Below are 18633 nucleotides of genomic sequence, written 5' to 3'. Positions count from 1 at the left end.
TAAGCTACCATTTATTAATGAGTGTTGCGTGAACTTTATGAAAAAAAATCTGTTCTAATTTCTTGTTTTTGCCATTTCTTATAGAAATAAATTACTCTGATTAAAAATAAATTCTTTTAGAATTTATTTGATAATATTGTCTATTACACTAATTGATATGATCAGTGACGATGCTAATATATTTTCGTCTTGCTGCTCCTTTAATTTCAAATTTGACTTGACCATTAGTAGTAGCAAACAGAGTATGATCACGACCACACCCCACATTGTTACCGGCATAAAACTGAGTTCCCCTCTGCCTCACAATAATGCTCCCCGCCAATACAGTTTCTCCTCCAAAACGCTTTACCCCAAGTCGTTTTGCATGAGAGTCTCGACCATTACGCGTGGATCCACCTGCTTTTTTATGTGCCATGTGTTAAGCGATCCTCTGAGGCTCTAATAGTAATAATTTTAACATCAGTAAAAGACTGTCGATGACCTTGATGTTTTCGATAGTGTTTACGAGCACGAAATTTAATAATTTTAATTTTGTTGCTGCGACCATGAGCGATAATTTCTGCTTTTATTATTCCACCTATTACAAACGGTGAGCCTATATTGATATTCTTATCATTGGCTATCATAAGAACTTGGTTAAATACTACTACTTCGCCAATTAAGTGGTCTACCTTTTCTAGTCGTACCGCCTGACCTTCACTTACTCGGTGTTGCTTTCCGCCACTTTGAAAAACCGCATACATAGCCAACTCCGTTTCTGCGCTTTCCTGGTAAATATTATACTGCGCTATAAATTTTATTAGATATGTAATTATACAAAACTCTTTACTAAAAACAAGCATTTATTATCAATACAAAAGAAAATACTTTTACAACAAGAGCAAATATTTTTTCAACACATGGTGCAATATCATATACTGTATGATCTATTATATATCTGATGATATTAAAGATACATTTATACTTCCTTTGCGGTAAAAACTAGGTGAGAACTCAAAAAACTCATGAATTTAGAAGAAATAAACATACTTATTGCACATGATATGGCAGATGTTAATACTATAATAAGTAAACAACTGAGCTCAAATATTCCTCTGATTAATCAACTTAGTTGCTACATCATTAACAACGGAGGCAAACGTATTCGTCCAATGATCACATTATTAGCGGCAAGGGCCATTCATAGCTACTCAGGAAAACAACATATTACTATGGCAGCACTCATTGAGTTCATTCATACTGCAACACTACTACACGACGATGTCGTTGATCAATCAGAGGCCCGCAGAGGTCAACCTACCGCTAATATTGCCTTTGGCAATGCAGCGAGCGTATTAGTTGGCGACTTTATATATACTCGTGCATTTCAGATGATGACCAATCTTGGATCATTAAAAATTCTAGGAATAATCTCAGAAGCTGTCAATGTCATTTCCGAGGGAGAGGTGCTGCAATTGATAAATTGTCACAATCCAGATCTAACTGAAGAAAATTATATGCATATTATCTATAGTAAAACAGCGCGTCTTTTTGAAGCTGCAACGCAAGCTTCCGCTATTTTAGCGGGATCCAATCTAGCTCAAGAGAAAGCCTTACAAGATTATGGTCGTTATCTAGGTACTGCATTTCAACTGATTGATGACGTATTAGATTATAGCTCTAATGATAAAATATTAGGAAAAAACATAGGTGACGACCTTAAGGAGGGGAAACCTACCCTTCCTTTATTACATGCAATACACCATGGAAACCTTGAACAAGCTAACTTCATTCGCTCAGTAATTAGTAAAGGAAACGGATTCCACTATTTTGATATGATTCAATCCATCATGAAACAATATGGTTCTCTGGAGTGCACGAGAAAAACTGCACAGAAAGAAGCTGATAAGGCTGTAGCGGCATTAGAAATACTTCCTGAATCACCATGGCGTGATGCATTAGCGGCGCTAGCGCATATCTCAATGCAGCGTATCACTTAATATCTGCGATGTGCAGACTACATTGTTATCTACATTTCTAAATCATAAATTTTAAAACTTTATTATAATCAGCATTACTACATGCTCGCAGTGTTGAATATTTATCAGTGCTTAATATTTTATGTAAAATATTTTATGTAAAATGATAAAATTATTAGTTTTAATTCAAGAATCACTCTAAATAGAGGATAAATGCAGTATAAAATAAGAAATATTACTTATTGTATGCCACTTATGAATAATAATATTAAGACTTATTATGATCGGCTTCTTTTTAAGCTTGTACATGTTGGACAACATAGCATGCCGGGATCACGTTAATAGAAAAACAATCAATATATAGCTTGATCTTCCGATCAATAAAAAAATGTTAGAAATATTAGAAATATTAAAAAACTAGTAAATTTTACTAAAATTAAATTTTTTATACACTGATATTAAATGCTCAGTTAGTTAAAGACAGATTGATCTAATTTTAGTAAATACTAGATAGATACGTTATCAATACTGACTCTATGTACCGCTAAGTACATAGATCTATAAAAAAATCAAGTATTCTTAATTCTTAGATAAATACACTTGAGTGCAATAATACTAATTACATTGATTTTCAAATGTACCGATTTGATAATTACTGTTATTTTGTAAAAATATATGTATCTTGCTCTAAAACAGCGTTGATCTGGTTTTCATTGTGGCTCCTCTGACTGGATTCGAACCAGTGACATACGGATTAACAGTCCGCCGTTCTACCAACTGAACTACAGAGGATTATTCAAAAGTAAAAATTCTATTTTATCATATAAACTGTGAGATGTCAAATACTTAAAATTCATTTTTCCTACACGCACTGACAGTCTGAAGTATTATGTCAAGGCATATTACAATACTCTGTATCATACGGTGCAGTAACACTTATTATACGTATACTCTCGATATATTGTTGCAGTCGCGCTGTCGTCTCTATCTAGATATATTCTTATGAATCTCTAATGAAATTAAGAGCACCCTGTAATCTAATACAATAGAAACGTAATAGATAATAAGACATGCGTTACTAACACCTAAGATATCAACTATGATATTAGAGATAATAATTTTAATTAGTATCTTTAGCGCAATCTATGATTGATATCATATTGTGTATGATTGATATCATATTGTGCATGCACCATATAGTTCACATCAATGTTGGAGGTTAATCTAAAACGATTACGTAAGGGGTGATAGCATAGTCCAATAATGTTATATACATACAAAGGTGTCCTGTCTATCCATTCTAACAACTCACTGGGACGAATAAATTTTTTTATGTTATGCGTTCCGCGTGGCAGAATTTTTAGAATATACTCTGCACCAAGAATTGCTACTAACCAGGATGTTTTTGTACGATTTAAAGTTGAGCAAAAGACGTTACCACCTGGCTTAACAAGCCTAGCGCAAGAATCAATAATTGAGCACGGATCCGGGACATGCTCTAGCATCTCCATACAAGTTACAACGTCATACTGCCTAGAGCACTGCTCGGCATAAGCTTCTACTGTTTGTTTTATATAGTGTATTTTGGTATTGGTTTGCAGAGCATGTAAACGTGCTACTTGTAATAATTCCTCGCTCATGTCTAAACCGGTAACATGAGCCCCTTCTCGAGCCATGCTTTCTGCAAGAATACCACCACCACAACCAACATCTAAAACATCTTTACCAAAAAGACCATTTGCGTGCTTTATAATCCACTCCAGGCGTATTAAATTCATCCTATGCAGGGTCTGGAATGGTCCTTCTAAGTCCCACCAAGACGACGCTAACCTTGAAAATTTAATAATCTCATTGCTATCGATGTTCATTTCGTGAACCTGTTATACCTTCTTGGTTTACCCCTTTAGCGCTCTAACAAAGCTGATAATTAAAAAAATCCTTTGCATATCAATATATATCAATATATATTGATTTTCGTCTTGTCTAGCAATCCTATCCATATTTGTAGTAGTACTGTCATTAGACTATCATTTTTATATAGAATCTGAAAACTTCATATAATTTCTAATGTGTCGTATATCAAAAACATTCTCAAGGTTCCTTATTTTATGCATAAAATCAGTAGCATTTTATTGTTGTTACTCTTATACTAACCAGTACACCAGTTTATTCCAGAATATCTCTAATTCCAGAATATCTCTATAATAAGATATAACTTACTTTTATCATAAGTGTTGAGATTATCAACTGGTAATCATAGTAATCACACGATTACCTCATTTATTCTTGGATTCATATCAGTAACGAGTTAAATCATCAAAAAACTGTCTTACACCATCAAAAAACGTTTTAGAGCGCGGACTGTGCTTCTCTTCAGAAGATTCAATAAAGCTGTCATTTAATGTGCGTAATATCATTTTTTGATGTTCATTTAAATTCACGGGAGTTTCAACTACTATTCGACACAACAAATCACCTGCAACACCGCCACGCACTGATTTTACACCTTTTCCTCGCATACGAAACAATTTTCCGGTTTGTGTTTCAGAGGGTACCTTTAAACTTACACGTCCATCTAAAGTAGGAACTTCAATCTCCCCACCTAGTGCTGCCATTATAAAGTTAATTGGAACCTCACAGTATAAATTATTTTCTTCACGTTCAAAAATGTGATGCTTGCGCATCTGAATTTCGACATATAAATCACCTGAAGGGGCTCCTTTTTCACCAGGCTCACCTTCTCCACTCAGACGAATACGATCACCTGTATCGACCCCTGCAGGTATTTTCACTGACAAAGTTTTAGATTTAGAAATCCGACCTTTTGCATTACAAACCTTACACGGATCTTTGATGATCGACCCTCTTCCTTGACAGTGTGAGCAAACCTGCTGAACAGTAAAAAAACCTTGTCGAATTTGGATCTGCCCTGAACCATGGCACGTTGGACAAGTTTTTGGTTTAGTTCCTACCCTGGCTCCATTTCCATTACATTTGATACAATCTTCCATGGTTGGAATCTGAATTTCTTTAGATACACCACGTACTGCTTCTTCTAATGATAACTCCATATTGTATTGAAAATCAGATCCACGTGTAGTACGCTTCTGACGTCGATTTCCCCCAAAAATATCACCAAATACATCGCCAAAGATATCACTAAAGTCAGCATTACCACTACTAAAACTACCTTGTCCACCTCCATTTGAACCGCCATGCTCAAAAGCGGCATGACCATACTGGTCGTAAGCTTTTCGCTTCTGTGTATTTGTGAGAACCTCGTAAGCCTCTTTAATCTCTTTAAATCTAGCCTCCGAGCCCTTGTCTCCAGCATTACGATCAGGATGGAATTTCATTGCTAGACGCTTATAAGCCTTTTTGATTTCGCGCTCATCTGCTGATTTAGTTACACCTAAAATCTCGTAATAGTCTTTTTTCACCATTGCTCTTTATCCTGACATTCATAGACACGCACGGAGGTGAATTGTATCCACGTCCGTGCTAGTTGTAATCGGTGCTTTCAACGACATACATCGCTAATCTGAAAGATAATTATTTTTTGCTATCATTCACTTCTTCGAACTCAGCATCCACAACGTCACTATCTTTTTTAGTGCTTTCAGTAGAACTTGTGGAACTTCTAGACTCTGCTTGTTGTGTAGCGTGTTCTATAAGCTTAGCAGAAGATTCCATTAAGATCTGCATCTTGGCTTCAATTTCTGATTTATCTTCGCCTTTTAGTGCTGCGTTGAGCGCATTTAGCGCAGATTCAATAGAAGCTCTATCACCTGCTGCTAGTTTATCACCCACCTCTTTTAATTGCTTACGTGTACTATGTACTATTTGGTCACCTTGATTTCTGGTCTGAACTAGCTCTGCAAACTTACGATCTGACTCAGCATTAGTCTCTGCATCGTGCACCATTTTTTCAATTTCTCTATCGTTTAAACCTGAGGAAGCTTTAATAGTTATCTTTTGCTCTTTACCAGTATGCTTATCTTTTGCAGATACATGTAAAATACCATCAGCGTCAATATCAAAGGTAACCTCAATTTGAGGCATTCCACGCGGAGCGTTTTGAATACCATCAAGATTAAACTGCCCAAGAGACTTGTTATCCACTGCGCGTTTACGTTCACCTTGCACTACATGAATAGTCACCGCAGACTGATTATCCTCTGCTGTGGAAAATATCTGACTGTGCTTAGTTGGAATTGTAGTATTTTTACTAATTAGTGAAGTCATCACACCCCCCATGGTTTCAATACCCAAAGAGAGCGGGGTCACATCCAGCAACAAAACATCTTTGACTTCACCAGCTAGTACGCCACCCTGTACGGCAGCACCTACAGCTACCGCTTCATCTGGATTAACGTCTTTTCTTGGCTCTTTACTAAAGAAATCCGCTACTTTGGCTTGCACCATAGGCATACGGGTTTGACCACCTACAAGAATCACATCGTTAATATCAGCTATAGACAAGCTGGCATCTTTTAAAGCCATTTTCAATGGCTCAATTGAACGGATAATCAAATCTTCAACTAAGGACTCCAGCTTTGCACGTGTAACTTTGATATTTAAGTGTTTTGGACCATGAGCATCTGCTGTAATATACGGTAAATTAACATCGGTTTGCTGAGCAGAGGAAAGCTCAATCTTAGCTTTTTCGGCTGCTTCTTTTAAGCGTTGCATAGCTAGAGGGTCATTATGTAAATCAACCCCTTGATCTCTTTTGAATTCAGATACAAGGTAATTAATCATACGGCTATCGAAATCTTCACCACCTAAATGAGTATCACCGTTAGTAGCTAAAACCTCAAAAGTTTTTTCACCATCAACCTCATCAATTTCAATAATAGAAATATCAAAAGTCCCACCACCTAGATCATATACTGCAATTGTGCGATTACCTCGACCTTTATCTAAACCGTAAGCTAAAGCAGCTGCAGTAGGCTCATTGATGATGCGTTTAACATCTAAACCTGCAATACGCCCAGCATCTTTAGTGGCCTGACGTTGCGCATCATTAAAATAGGCTGGTACAGTTATCACTGCTTCACTGACATCCTCTCCTAAGTAATCTTCAGCGGTTTTTTTCATTTTTTTTAAAACTTCAGCAGAAATCTGCGGAGGTGCTATGCGTTTTCCTTTTACATCAAGCCACGCATCGCCATTATCGGCATTAACAATTTTAAATGGCATTATTTTGATATCACATTGCACCTCTTTATCCTGAAAACGACGGCCAATAAGGCGCTTAATTGCAAATAAAGTATTTTGTGGATTAGTAATCGCCTGACGCTTAGCAGGCTGTCCAACTAATGTTTCACCGTCCTGAGTATAAGCAATAATAGAAGGCGTGGTTCGATCACCTTCTGAGTTTTCCAGAACACGCGACTTTCCGCCATCCATAATAGCAACACATGAATTTGTTGTACCAAGATCAATGCCAATAATCTTACCCATAGAGATATCTCCTACTAATTATGATCGTCATTATTAAGTATTTATAATTATCTTAAATGCGGGCATATGCTATAATTTCAACTGCTTGTGTAATGTTTTTCTCAGTTATATACAAGAGCATTAAAGTATTATTGATACCAGACAATGACATATTATTGACACTAAAAAATTACATATTATTGATGCTGAGAAATTACAGGTTTATCAGTTTTACAAACTCTAACTCATGATAAAAGTTCCGTTTATCTATTTATATAAGTTTCAAATAAACAATAAAAAATAAAAAATTTTATATCTTATCCCTGTAAACTTAAAGCTCAATAGAGATTTATATACAATTTAATCAAATAAGACTCAATTAGAGATTGATATACAATGTAATCAAGAAAGGTATCTCTATTTAAATAATAAATAATAATAACAAATAATAAAGTATTGTAATAAAAATACGAAAACTATGTGATATTCACAGTTATAATTATATATAATTTTCAATTGATTTCAATTTTTATGATTTTAATGATTTTAATTTTTATATATATATCTGATATTTTTATATATTATATTCTATTTATTGTTGTACCTATTGAAATGTTCTGATCCTTGAGTAAATTGTACATAAAATATTTCTAAATATATTTATATATTTAAAGTGTATATCTTTAGTAAGTTTATTTATTTTGTATATCTTAAGTAAGTTTATTTATTTTAAGTATATTTTACGTATTTTATGCGCCCTATTTTGTACAGCATGCAATAACACAAGATCGGATGATCTTCAAAGTTTAAAGAAAATAATAAAGTTTAAAGAAGGTAATAAATATTACTATTATAGAAAGATAACTCTATGCATTAGAGAACCTAAATGAAAACATTAGAGAACCTAAATGAAAACATGAAAATAAAATATCTATACTATACAATGTGAATCAAGATTACTATCTAATATATTACTACTAATACATACTACTATCCTGCTATTTCTTATCTTACTATTTTTACTATTACTATCTAATGATCTAATAAATAAAAAATATGAGAATAGTAATTATTATTATTAAATAAATAAATAAATAAAAAAATAATATTATCTATCTTTGCCTTGACTAAATAATATTTTCTTTGCCTTTACTCGTTTATTCAGAAATGAAATAATGATTTTTATATAAAGTACACAATCATGATACCTCATACGAAACGAATTCATGCATAATAGCACATTACGTGTATGATGCTCGTATTAAAAATAGATTAGAATCATTAAAGGCATTGCATATTTACTTCATTCATAATATGATAGATTGATATCATATAGCTTGATAGATCGATCTTAGAAATTGTCTGCTAACTATTAGCTTAGTTAGTTTAGTTCGACAGACAATCTAAATATTCTATCTATACGAAAACTGTAATCAATCTTCGGCACGTAGCGCAGGTTGGTAGCGCACCGTCATGGGGTGGCGGGGGTCAGAGGTTCAAATCCTCTCGTGCCGACCAAAACGTTCATAATGTTCAATATTTTCAATAATTAAAATTCAATTCTTATATATATCAATTCAATGCTTTCTATATATAATATATAATTGTCAATATTTATCGACTTATTGGACTTATTGTAGGTCTATTACTGTCTATATACTCATACTTAATTAAGGTATATTATATTATTAATTAAATATTCTCAATTTATTAAATATTCTCAATTAAGGTATATTATTAAGTATTACGATTACGATGTATTATGTCATAATATTGTACTTTGTACTTTTGTACTATAAATACAGTATTCGAAGTTATGCAGTCCGTAATATACAAATATACTATACTGATGTTTTTACGTTTATCAGTCCTTAATACCTTGTACAATACAAAATAAAAATACCTTATACAAAGTAATACCTTATACAAAGTATAAAGAAGAATGTATGCTATGATTTATGTTATTAAGAAAGAATGTAAAGAGTGTATTCTTCTTGAACTTAATCATTAAACTTATAAATTATGTTTAAAATAATTGATATATTATTGATATCTCCAGGCTTCTAAATAACCTAATACCCGCTTTTATCGATTATCGATTTAATCATTGAATCATATATATAACATGGAATCATAGTATATAAAATGAGCAATAATCTATGACATGTATATTTTTACTATATACTTTATACACAAAAATAAAAACAGTAATAGCTGAAATATTCATCATAAATTCTGCACAATAACACTCAGATAACACTCAGACTGTCTAATTTTATTACAAGTCTATCTAGCTAGAAAATAGTTTGATATTTGATACAAGTCTATCTAAAGAATAATTGAAATATGAAATAATCCGAATAGACTGACAAGAAAGATACGCTATATTCCGTATTAATTTAATTAGCATGGCGAAATGATACTTTCACCAAGTATTGATTATTGATAATTTTCTATAGAAACAAGAATAAAAACTCTTATGAAAATATATACAAGATATGAACACACATGAACATTATATCCTAACCTAGTGTTTTTAGTAAGGTATTTACTTCCATTCATTAAAAAAATGAAAAAATTAAGACGTTTAATACATAATACAGATATCTAGCATTGAAAATTTCATATTTAGCTTTATGTGCTATTGTGAATCTACATATGAACTTTATAATATTTTTATAACTTACATACCATTCACTACCAAAGCGCATCTAATGCTCTTTATCAACTATTAAGATACTTGGTATATTCCTTTATTTTTTAAATTTTTAAATATTTTTTAAATATAATGTATTATAGGTAATACTTTTAAATAAAAATGCATTATAGACAAATAATAATGCATTATAGACAATACTACGCCATATAGTACATTTATGTTACAATAATTAAATACACAAGAATAAAAAGTTTAGAAAATCTACTCACAATAATTTTATTTTTTTATTATTCTAGATATATGAGATATATGTATCTTTTATAATTCTTAGTACATTAAATTATCATAGAATTATCATATTTCAAGGAAATATCATAATATCATATTTAAATTAAATTTGTTTAAATTTATTTTTGATGTAATATTTTATAATTTTATATTACATAAATTACATAAATGTATATCTTTATATTACATATCTTTATATTACATATAAATTTAAAATTAAAAATTAAAATTTAAGTTAGGCAAAATTTAGGTTTAGGTTACATCATAATAGTTTATATTACATCATAATAAAATTATACATGATATGTGTTATTATATTATAATTATATATGATTTATAAAATATGAAATCATAAAAAATAAAAATTCAATTAAATGATTAATCATTAAAATAAATAGAAACTTATCTATTTATATTTCTATACTTATATTTTCTACAGAAATGAGAATGTAGGATATGCGTACACTCAGAATATTCTATGCATTAATTTATGGAATATTATGCATTACGAAAACCACGCTATCCAGACATCAATGTGAAGTTAAATATCATGGTCATAGAGTTATAGCTACACACTGATTAACATGTTGAAAAAATTAATCAAGCATGTTGAATAAAATTCATACTATATTCTTAGGTTGTGTATTAACCATGACATTGATATGATATGTTTGAACTTAATCTATAATTTTATAAACATTATAAGGTTAGAATCTAATCTAATGAGAGTAGTAATCATGACATTTTTTATTATATTGTTAGTTTTTATGAAAATTTTTTAAAATATGTGTCAAGTTATAGCATTGTATCCTCACACAGGACAACCAGAGAAATAAGAAAATCACTATAAATAAACTATAAATAATGCTAAAAAGATATATATTCATATATATTAGTAGACTAAAGATACGAAAGCTATATATAGATATCACTAAAAATAAAAACTATAAATCTGATGGGATCAGACGTATGGAATAATTGATATTTCACTATATACAATATAAAATTGTATAGTTATATATATTTATATTTGATGCAATATTTGAGAGATACATCCTAGAGATACATCCTCACCAACTTACCATCCTTGTTACTCTGACAAGACAAGCAACATTATGCTCACTATTTATACAGCTTTACTATATTTTCTTCAACCTCTGATCTGGATACGTCTCTGGCTACGTGGACGAAAATCTTCTTCTTATCGCCAACGCTGGGGGGAACGATATGGATTCTGTACAGAAAAAGTCAAAACAAAAGGTATTTTGCTACATGCCGTATCCGTTGGTGAAACGTTGACTGCAATTCCACTCATACGCGAACTCAATCATCGTTATCCCGCCCTACCTATTGTAATCACTACCATGACGCCCACTGGTTCAGATCTCGCTATATCTTTGCTTGGAGAAACTGTGTCTCACGTATATCTACCCTATGACCTTCCTGGGGTAATGAGCCGTTTTTTTAATGTTACTTGTCCCAAGGTAGTAATAGTAATGGAGACCGAGCTTTGGCCTAATATGATCACGCTGTTATATACTCGTCGTATTCCGCTCATAATAGCTAATGCCCGTCTATCAGAGCGCTCGGCTAGACTTTATAAAAAGTTTGATACCTTTACCAAATGCTTGTTACAACGCATTACATTAGTTGCCGCCCAGAGCATAGAAGATGGCGAACGTTTTATTGAGCTAGGTTTAAAGCGTTCGCAACTCGTGGTGACAGGAAGTTTAAAATTTGATGTGTCTGTCATGCCAGAACTGATAGCAAAAGCTATGCAGTTACGAAGTCAGTGGATACTGAACAATCGATCTATATGGATTGCCGCGAGCACCCATAAGGGTGAAGAAAAAATAATCTTAAATGCACACTGTAAGCTTCTTAAGCGTTTTCCGGACCTCTTATTAATTTTAGTACCCAGACATCCTGAGCGTTTTTCTAGTGTGAGCTGTTTAACTAAACAGCACAATTTACACTACATTTTACGCAGTAATGGTCAGATACCCTCCGAGCATACGCAAGTGGTAATTGGAGATACTATGGGTGAGCTCATGCTGTTCTATGCTATTTCAGATATAGCGTTTGTTGGTGGTAGTTTAGTTAAGCATGGTGGTCATAACCCATTAGAACCTGCAGCTCATACTATTCCAGTCTTAATGGGTCCTTATACCTTTAATTTTAAAGAGGTATGTAAACTCTTACAGCAAGGTAGTGCCCTAATTACTGTCACGGATGCTGAATCATTGAATCATCAGATTACTGTATTACTCACCGATGCAAGCTATCGCTTGAATTCTGGGCTATACGCATGGAATGTGCTACATAAGAACAAAGGTGCATTAAGGCACTTATTAAATTTAATTGACCCTTACCTTGTACAAGGAGATCATTAAATGAAAAAACTACAAAAGCTCTCAGCAGTAATCATCACTCACAATGCAGAAGAAGTACTAGCTGAATGCCTAGAATCAGTAAGTTGGGCAGATGAAATTATTCTGTTAGATTTTAAAAGTAGTGATAAAACTCTAGATATTGCTGTGCGTTACGGAGTAATGGTGTATCAATCGAACACATGGCCTGGTTATGGTAAGCAGCGACAAATTGCACAAAGTTATGCTAATTATGAAATGATTTTAATGATTGACAGCGATGAACGTGTAACTACAGAGTTGCAGCAATCTATTAATCTCATACTGCAGCAGCCACCTGCAAAAATTGTATACAGTATATCACGATGCAATGTATTTCTTGGACAAGCCATGCGACATGGCGGGTGGTACCCAGATCGTGTGATCCGTTTATACCCATCCTGCTATGCTTACAATAATCACTTAGTTCATGAATCTTTGGATGTATCTGCAATACCTATTCGATCACTACATGGCGATTTATTGCATTTAACCAGTAGAGATTTTTGTACCTTTCAGTTAAAGCAATGCTCCTATGCTAAAGCTTGGGCTAAACAACGCTATCAGAAAGGTAAACATTATAGTATAACAAAAATTATTTACCGTAGCTTTTGGTCATTTATCAGAACATTATTAGTACGTGGTAGTTTTTTAGATGGAACACGGGGTTGGTTACTAGCAATAGTTGTTTGCCAGTATACTTTTAATAAGTATGTCGCCCTTTGGGATCTTAATTGCACCTCTAGGAACAGAAACTAATGAGAAAAAAAGCTATCTACCCTGGAACTTTTGATCCAATAACCAACGGCCATCTTGACATAGTTACACGAGCAGCAAGGATTTTTGAACAGATAATTCTAGCAATCTCAGCTAATCCAAGAAAAAAGACAATGTTTTCTGTGATAGAAAGAGAGCGTCTAGCACAAGAAACGGTTAAACATCTTCCAAATATATCAGTCATAAAATATAGCAATTTATTAGTAAACTTTGCTAAAGAACAAAAAGCTCGCATACTGATTCGCGGCTTACGCACAACATCTGATTTAGAGTATGAAAGGCAAATAGCCTCAATGAACCATTACTTGTCTCCTGATCTAGAAAGTGTTTTTTTTATGACAACAACGCAATATACTTATCTTTCTTCGTCATTAATTAAAGAGGTAGCTCAACATGGTGGTGATGTACAGAAACTTCTTCCAATGCCGGCATATCAAGCATTAAAACTACGTCTTGACATGACCATAAACTGTTAAAAAAATTTTATTAGCTTAAGAAGAAATTCCTTGTTGGCCCTCTTTGAATTATACCATGGCATGTGCCTTCTGATTAGTGGCTTAATATCATTCTTATGATATCCTAACCAGAGGGTTAAAAGGTATATTTATTATAGCATAGATGAAGAGACAACTGCCTACACTCCGACATACAGTAAGAGATTGTGGTTAACTAAAAGTTATTATATACAATGACTATTGTAGTGATGTTACTTTTATCATAGATAATGATAACTAATCAGCCGTTATGATATTATCATAAAAAATATCTCTATATAGAAACGATGCATATCATATGCTTAGATGCTCATTGCACTATAGATCATAGGTTATTCCGCTGATGTTATCATGAATAAAGGTAACCTAAAATATAAAGCATAATCTCCATAAACCATAGCAAGACAACTACATCAATATATTATGTAAGTAGCTCTGATGGCATTGTCACGTTACATATAATTGAGTAGACAACCTCTTAAATGTTTAATTTAGCTAAACTCTCTATCCGTCATATCAGACACTCCACACGAGAGTAACGATTGCATCATTAAGGATTACCAATCATCGACCAGATAAAAAATCTGTAATGATGCTTAGCACCGCTGTGTTATCTGTTGATAGTCTGCAATATTTTTATCTAAAAATTTATCTAAGCATTTCATATAATGCGTTTCATCTTCTGACACATACATATGTTTATACACTGACAGGAATAAAATATAGGTTTTAATATCGATATCTATCAATTAATAGCGTGATAAACGATCTGAAAAAGTACAATTTGATACAAAACGAACAACATTCTCTGAATACTAGGTCTATAGTGTATACTAGTAATATACCAACTTACATAGACTCATGGGCTCTCACTAGATATACATCTTGCAGCAACAAAAAATATTAGTTCACTATATGTACTGGTCTGCACTGCGTACTTTTAAGACAACAGTAATGATTATAGGTGTGCATCTTTGGCTTTTATAGTAAGTAATGAGCTATACTTTAATTTAATGAGCCATACTCTAATTCTATTACTCTTTAATAAAGTTACGGGAGTTTAATTAAGATTACGACAGATACAAATCTTAACCTTGCTGTAAATAAGAAGGATAGTTATTTAAAAACAGATTGAAAACTAACACTGCTTATCTAGCGCACTAGATATATCAACTTCAGGTTTATAATCTTAGAGAATTTGCGATGCTACTAATGATAGAATTTTGAATGCTTTTAATGATGAGCCTATAAATGTTAACTAAGAAATAGATTGTTATTACTGTTTGTGATCATTGTGCGATGTGGATACTTTACAGGATCTATAGAAAAACCTAATGTTAGTTTTAATGCTAAATTAAAAGTAACTGTACTTTGTAACACATAAGATATTTACACTATTAAAATATCTTCCTAAATATATGTTACCTAGTCTCTGCTTAATATTACAATTAACTACACCGCCCATATACGTCTATATCCGTATACTACGTCTATATATTATAGGATAGACGCTAATGTTACGATAATTTAATCTATCTAAATAAAATAAAATTGTCTTACTAATACTTACTAATAAATGCATATGCGATATCCATTCATGGTAAAATAGACTGATAGGTCTTAATGCGTATCATCACACATTGTTCATGTTTGCTGAATATACTTGCTTGTCATCATGTATTGATTCACTATACATTAGATAATCACCTATTGTAATTAAGCATAAAAATGTGAATCAGATCTTCTCACAAACCATTCCTGATAAGAGGATATCATGTCAAAGCAACAGATCGGCGTAATAGGTATGGCAGTCATGGGACGTAATTTAGCTCTTAATCTTGACAACCGAGGCTATTCCGTTTCTGTATTTAATCGATCCAATACAATAACTAACGCATTCCTTAAAAAAACTCAGACCAAAATGTTAGAACCCCATTATACGATACAAACATTTTTGCGCTCGTTAGAAAAACCACGATGCATCATGCTTATGGTAAAAGCTGGTGAAGCTACTGATTCGACTATTTCGTCATTGATTCCATATCTTGATCCAGGTGATATTCTCATCGATGGCGGTAACGCATTTTATAAAGATACTATGAGACGCCAGCGTGAACTCTCTACGCAAGGCGTATATTTGATTGGGACTGGAGTTTCCGGTGGTGAAAGAGGAGCCTTAGTAGGACCATCCTTTATGCCTGGAGGTCATAAAGAGGCATATGCGGTCATAGAGCCAATATTCACTAAAATTGCAGCTCTGTCTGAAGGTAAGGCCTGCGTTTCTTATATAGGACCAGATGGTTCGGGACATTATGTAAAAATGGTGCACAATGGTATTGAATATGCTGATATGCAGCTTATTGCAGAAGCGTACTCGCTTTTAAAAGATCCGCTAAATTTCAATAATGAGACATTAGCTCAGATATTTAGCGACTGGAATCAAGGAGAGTTAAACAGTTACCTCATTGGTATCACCAAAGATATCCTCACAAAAACAGATAAAGACGGTAATTATATCCTAGATTTGATCCTAGATGAAGCGGCTCATAAAGGTACAGGACAGTGGACTAGTCAAAGCGCGTTAGATCTCAATGAGCCAGTATCATTAATCACTGCATCAGTATTTGCCCGTTACCTTTCCTTATTAAAAAGTCAACGAATAGAAGCATCAACAGTGCTATCTGGTCCTAAGTTGCAAACTATTAGCATTAATAGGGACGAATACATTGAGACAGTGCGTAAAGCACTCTATCTTGGAAAAATAATTGCTTATGCCCAGGGGTTTTCCCAGCTAAAATCTGCATCTACGCAATATAACTGGCAGCTGAAATATGGTGAAATTGCTAACATATTCCGAGCAGGCTGTATTATTCGAGCAGGACTTCTTCAAGAAATTACTAATGCTTATAAAGATAATGCAAATATTTCTAATCTTATTTTAGCTCCTTACTTTAAAAGTATTGCAAATAAATACCAAAAAGCACTGCGTGATGTGGTAGCTTATTCAGTTTTAAATGGTATCCCGACACCGACCTTTTCTGCTGCTATTTCTTATTATGATAGTTATCGTGCAAAACAGCTACCTGCTAATTTGATTCAAGCACAACGCGACTACTTTGGTTCGCATACTTATCAGCGAATAGATAAAAGTGGTATCTTTCATACAGAATGGTAATGTGATCCCCATTATATAGACAATGTGCAGCACTTTCCGATGAAGCCTCTGAAGATTTAGTAGGTACTCTTTAATAGTATTAAGTTTTTCGATAACTATCAATCATAAAGTCATACCTGCTTTATACTTGATTACGATCACTCAACGCATACTAATTAGACTCGATGTTGATACATGATACAAAAGAGTATGGCCATACCATGAATCATACGGTCTACGCTGTATTGTTACAAGTTTTACATAGCGATGGAATAATAACGCAAAATATAATCAATAAGTTAAGAAAGTTAAGAGATGTGGCATATCTTAGTTAGTATGCACTAGATATTTTGTATCTACTTGAATATTGAATGCATACAAGATACGCGTTTAGTGTGTAAAGTATAACAAATAAGATTAGTATTATGCGTCTAGTTTAAAACAATTGAGCAACGTTTAATATCACCTGCTAATCCTTACTCCATAAACGATGGGGCCCTTTCAAAATCAGCGACTTCTTGCTCATAATACGCGAGTAAACAGAACAGAACCGATACAGTTCTTTCTGCTTAAGATTTAGATAATTTTAGTCCTTATACTTATAGATGCAAAAGCAATCAGCGTATAACTTGAGAGTAACCACTCCGTCTCTATTTACAATAAATAGTATAGATCAAAAACTAAAAGTAGAATAATAATAAATATTATTATCCTACTTTGATACCAATATACTATCATAGTATATACTCTCATAAAAAATCTATTAATTAGATTTATACAAGTAATCGCGATGATAGGTGCCAGTAGTAAGACAGCAATCAGCAATTCTTTCTTACGAGCTTTAAATGACTAACATGATTATAACATATTGAAATAATGCACAAAAATCATCAAAACAATTATAATGTAAAAGGTTTGAGGAGTATTAATCTTATTTAGGATATGCTATCAGTGTATACTACACATCTGTATAGACTGAGGATGTTAGATCCTGCAATGAGTAGATTGATCTATTAATATAACATCTAAAAAACTTTACTTACGTAAGTCAGAAAGACAGCTGATAATCTTATATACATTAGCTAATTGTCTGAGCCTCACCAGAAAAATACCAGTTAATTTTATCATGATAAGGAGCATAATAGTAAAATACAGAAGAAGTGTCAGATCAAGCTTTATACTATGTATACAATCTGGCCACATTTAGCTAAGTTAGCAATACTTATGTAGTCAACATTATGTATATCAGATCACCATATGATAATTATGACTAGTACGTCATGCCAATAACGATTTCGTTATAACTAGGTGAATACCCAGAGATAATTACTTCGGCAAATTAGATAACTCATTAAATACGGTAATGCTTGATCCTTCAGTATATATTCACTGTTAAGGTATTTTATCTGAATCTGAACTCAACTAATTAGCTAAAAATAGAGCAGTTGTT

The 18633-nt window shown here is 32.9% G+C and carries 10 protein-coding genes and 2 tRNA genes; 6 read left to right on the top strand and 6 right to left on the bottom strand.

Annotated features, from left to right (window positions below; genetic code table 11):
* Positions 1 to 148: 148 nt before the first annotated feature.
* Together rpmA and rplU are read right to left on the bottom strand one after the other, a co-directional pair.
* Positions 149 to 415, bottom strand: coding sequence for a 50S ribosomal protein L27 (rpmA, locus tag CIPSTX3056_RS00810; protein ID WP_072666073.1), 267 nt, complete (start codon positions 413 to 415; stop codon positions 149 to 151).
* Positions 405 to 743, bottom strand: a complete 339-nt coding sequence (gene rplU / locus CIPSTX3056_RS00805; RefSeq protein WP_072666517.1) for a 50S ribosomal protein L21 — start codon at positions 741 to 743, stop codon at positions 405 to 407. Before rplU ends, rpmA begins: the two co-directional genes overlap by 11 nt.
* A 261-nt stretch (positions 744 to 1004) precedes the next feature.
* On the opposite strand from rplU, the gene ispB reads away from it, so the two are divergent.
* On the top strand, positions 1005 to 1979 hold the full coding sequence (gene ispB / locus CIPSTX3056_RS00800; protein ID WP_072666072.1) for an octaprenyl diphosphate synthase: 975 nt from the start codon (positions 1005 to 1007) through the stop codon (positions 1977 to 1979).
* A 695-nt stretch (positions 1980 to 2674) separates the two neighbouring features.
* On the opposite strand, the gene CIPSTX3056_RS00795 is transcribed toward ispB, so the two are convergent.
* The 4 genes from CIPSTX3056_RS00795 to dnaK form a co-directional block, all read right to left on the bottom strand.
* Positions 2675 to 2750 (bottom strand) — tRNA-Asn (locus CIPSTX3056_RS00795).
* A 341-nt stretch (positions 2751 to 3091) separates the two neighbouring features.
* On the bottom strand, positions 3092 to 3826 hold the full coding sequence (gene ubiG / locus CIPSTX3056_RS00790) for a bifunctional 2-polyprenyl-6-hydroxyphenol methylase/3-demethylubiquinol 3-O-methyltransferase UbiG (protein WP_072666071.1): 735 nt from the start codon (positions 3824 to 3826) through the stop codon (positions 3092 to 3094).
* A 429-nt stretch (positions 3827 to 4255) separates the two neighbouring features.
* Positions 4256 to 5401, bottom strand: coding sequence for a molecular chaperone DnaJ (dnaJ, locus tag CIPSTX3056_RS00785; RefSeq protein WP_072666070.1), 1146 nt, complete (start codon positions 5399 to 5401; stop codon positions 4256 to 4258).
* A 109-nt stretch (positions 5402 to 5510) separates the two neighbouring features.
* Positions 5511 to 7424 carry a molecular chaperone DnaK gene (gene dnaK, locus CIPSTX3056_RS00780; protein WP_072666069.1) on the bottom strand — a complete coding sequence of 638 codons (1914 nt, stop codon included), beginning with the start codon at positions 7422 to 7424 and terminating at the stop codon, positions 5511 to 5513.
* A 1420-nt stretch (positions 7425 to 8844) separates the two neighbouring features.
* Between dnaK and CIPSTX3056_RS00775 the strand changes: the two genes are divergently transcribed.
* From CIPSTX3056_RS00775 to gndA, 5 genes are all read left to right on the top strand, one after another.
* Positions 8845 to 8921, top strand: a tRNA-Pro gene (locus CIPSTX3056_RS00775).
* Positions 8922 to 11465: 2544 nt separating this feature from the next.
* Entirely contained in the window at positions 11466 to 12743 is a 1278-nt protein-coding gene (waaA, locus tag CIPSTX3056_RS00770) for a lipid IV(A) 3-deoxy-D-manno-octulosonic acid transferase (RefSeq protein ID WP_072666068.1), read from the top strand.
* Positions 12744 to 13517 (top strand): glycosyltransferase family 2 protein, encoded by a 774-nt coding sequence (locus tag CIPSTX3056_RS00765; protein WP_072666067.1) that lies wholly within the window; start codon positions 12744 to 12746, stop codon positions 13515 to 13517.
* Positions 13517 to 14011, top strand: a complete 495-nt coding sequence (coaD, locus tag CIPSTX3056_RS00760; RefSeq protein ID WP_072666066.1) for a pantetheine-phosphate adenylyltransferase — start codon at positions 13517 to 13519, stop codon at positions 14009 to 14011. Before CIPSTX3056_RS00765 ends, coaD begins: the two co-directional genes overlap by 1 nt.
* 1792 nt (positions 14012 to 15803) lie before the next feature.
* Positions 15804 to 17204, top strand: a complete 1401-nt coding sequence (gene gndA, locus CIPSTX3056_RS00755; RefSeq protein ID WP_072666065.1) for an NADP-dependent phosphogluconate dehydrogenase — start codon at positions 15804 to 15806, stop codon at positions 17202 to 17204.
* Positions 17205 to 18633 lie beyond the last annotated feature (1429 nt).

The organism is Candidatus Erwinia haradaeae, assembly GCF_900698965.1.
Lineage (GTDB): Bacteria > Pseudomonadota > Gammaproteobacteria > Enterobacterales > Enterobacteriaceae > Erwinia_E > Erwinia_E haradaeae_A.
This window is presented reverse-complemented; position numbering and strand designations above follow the sequence as displayed.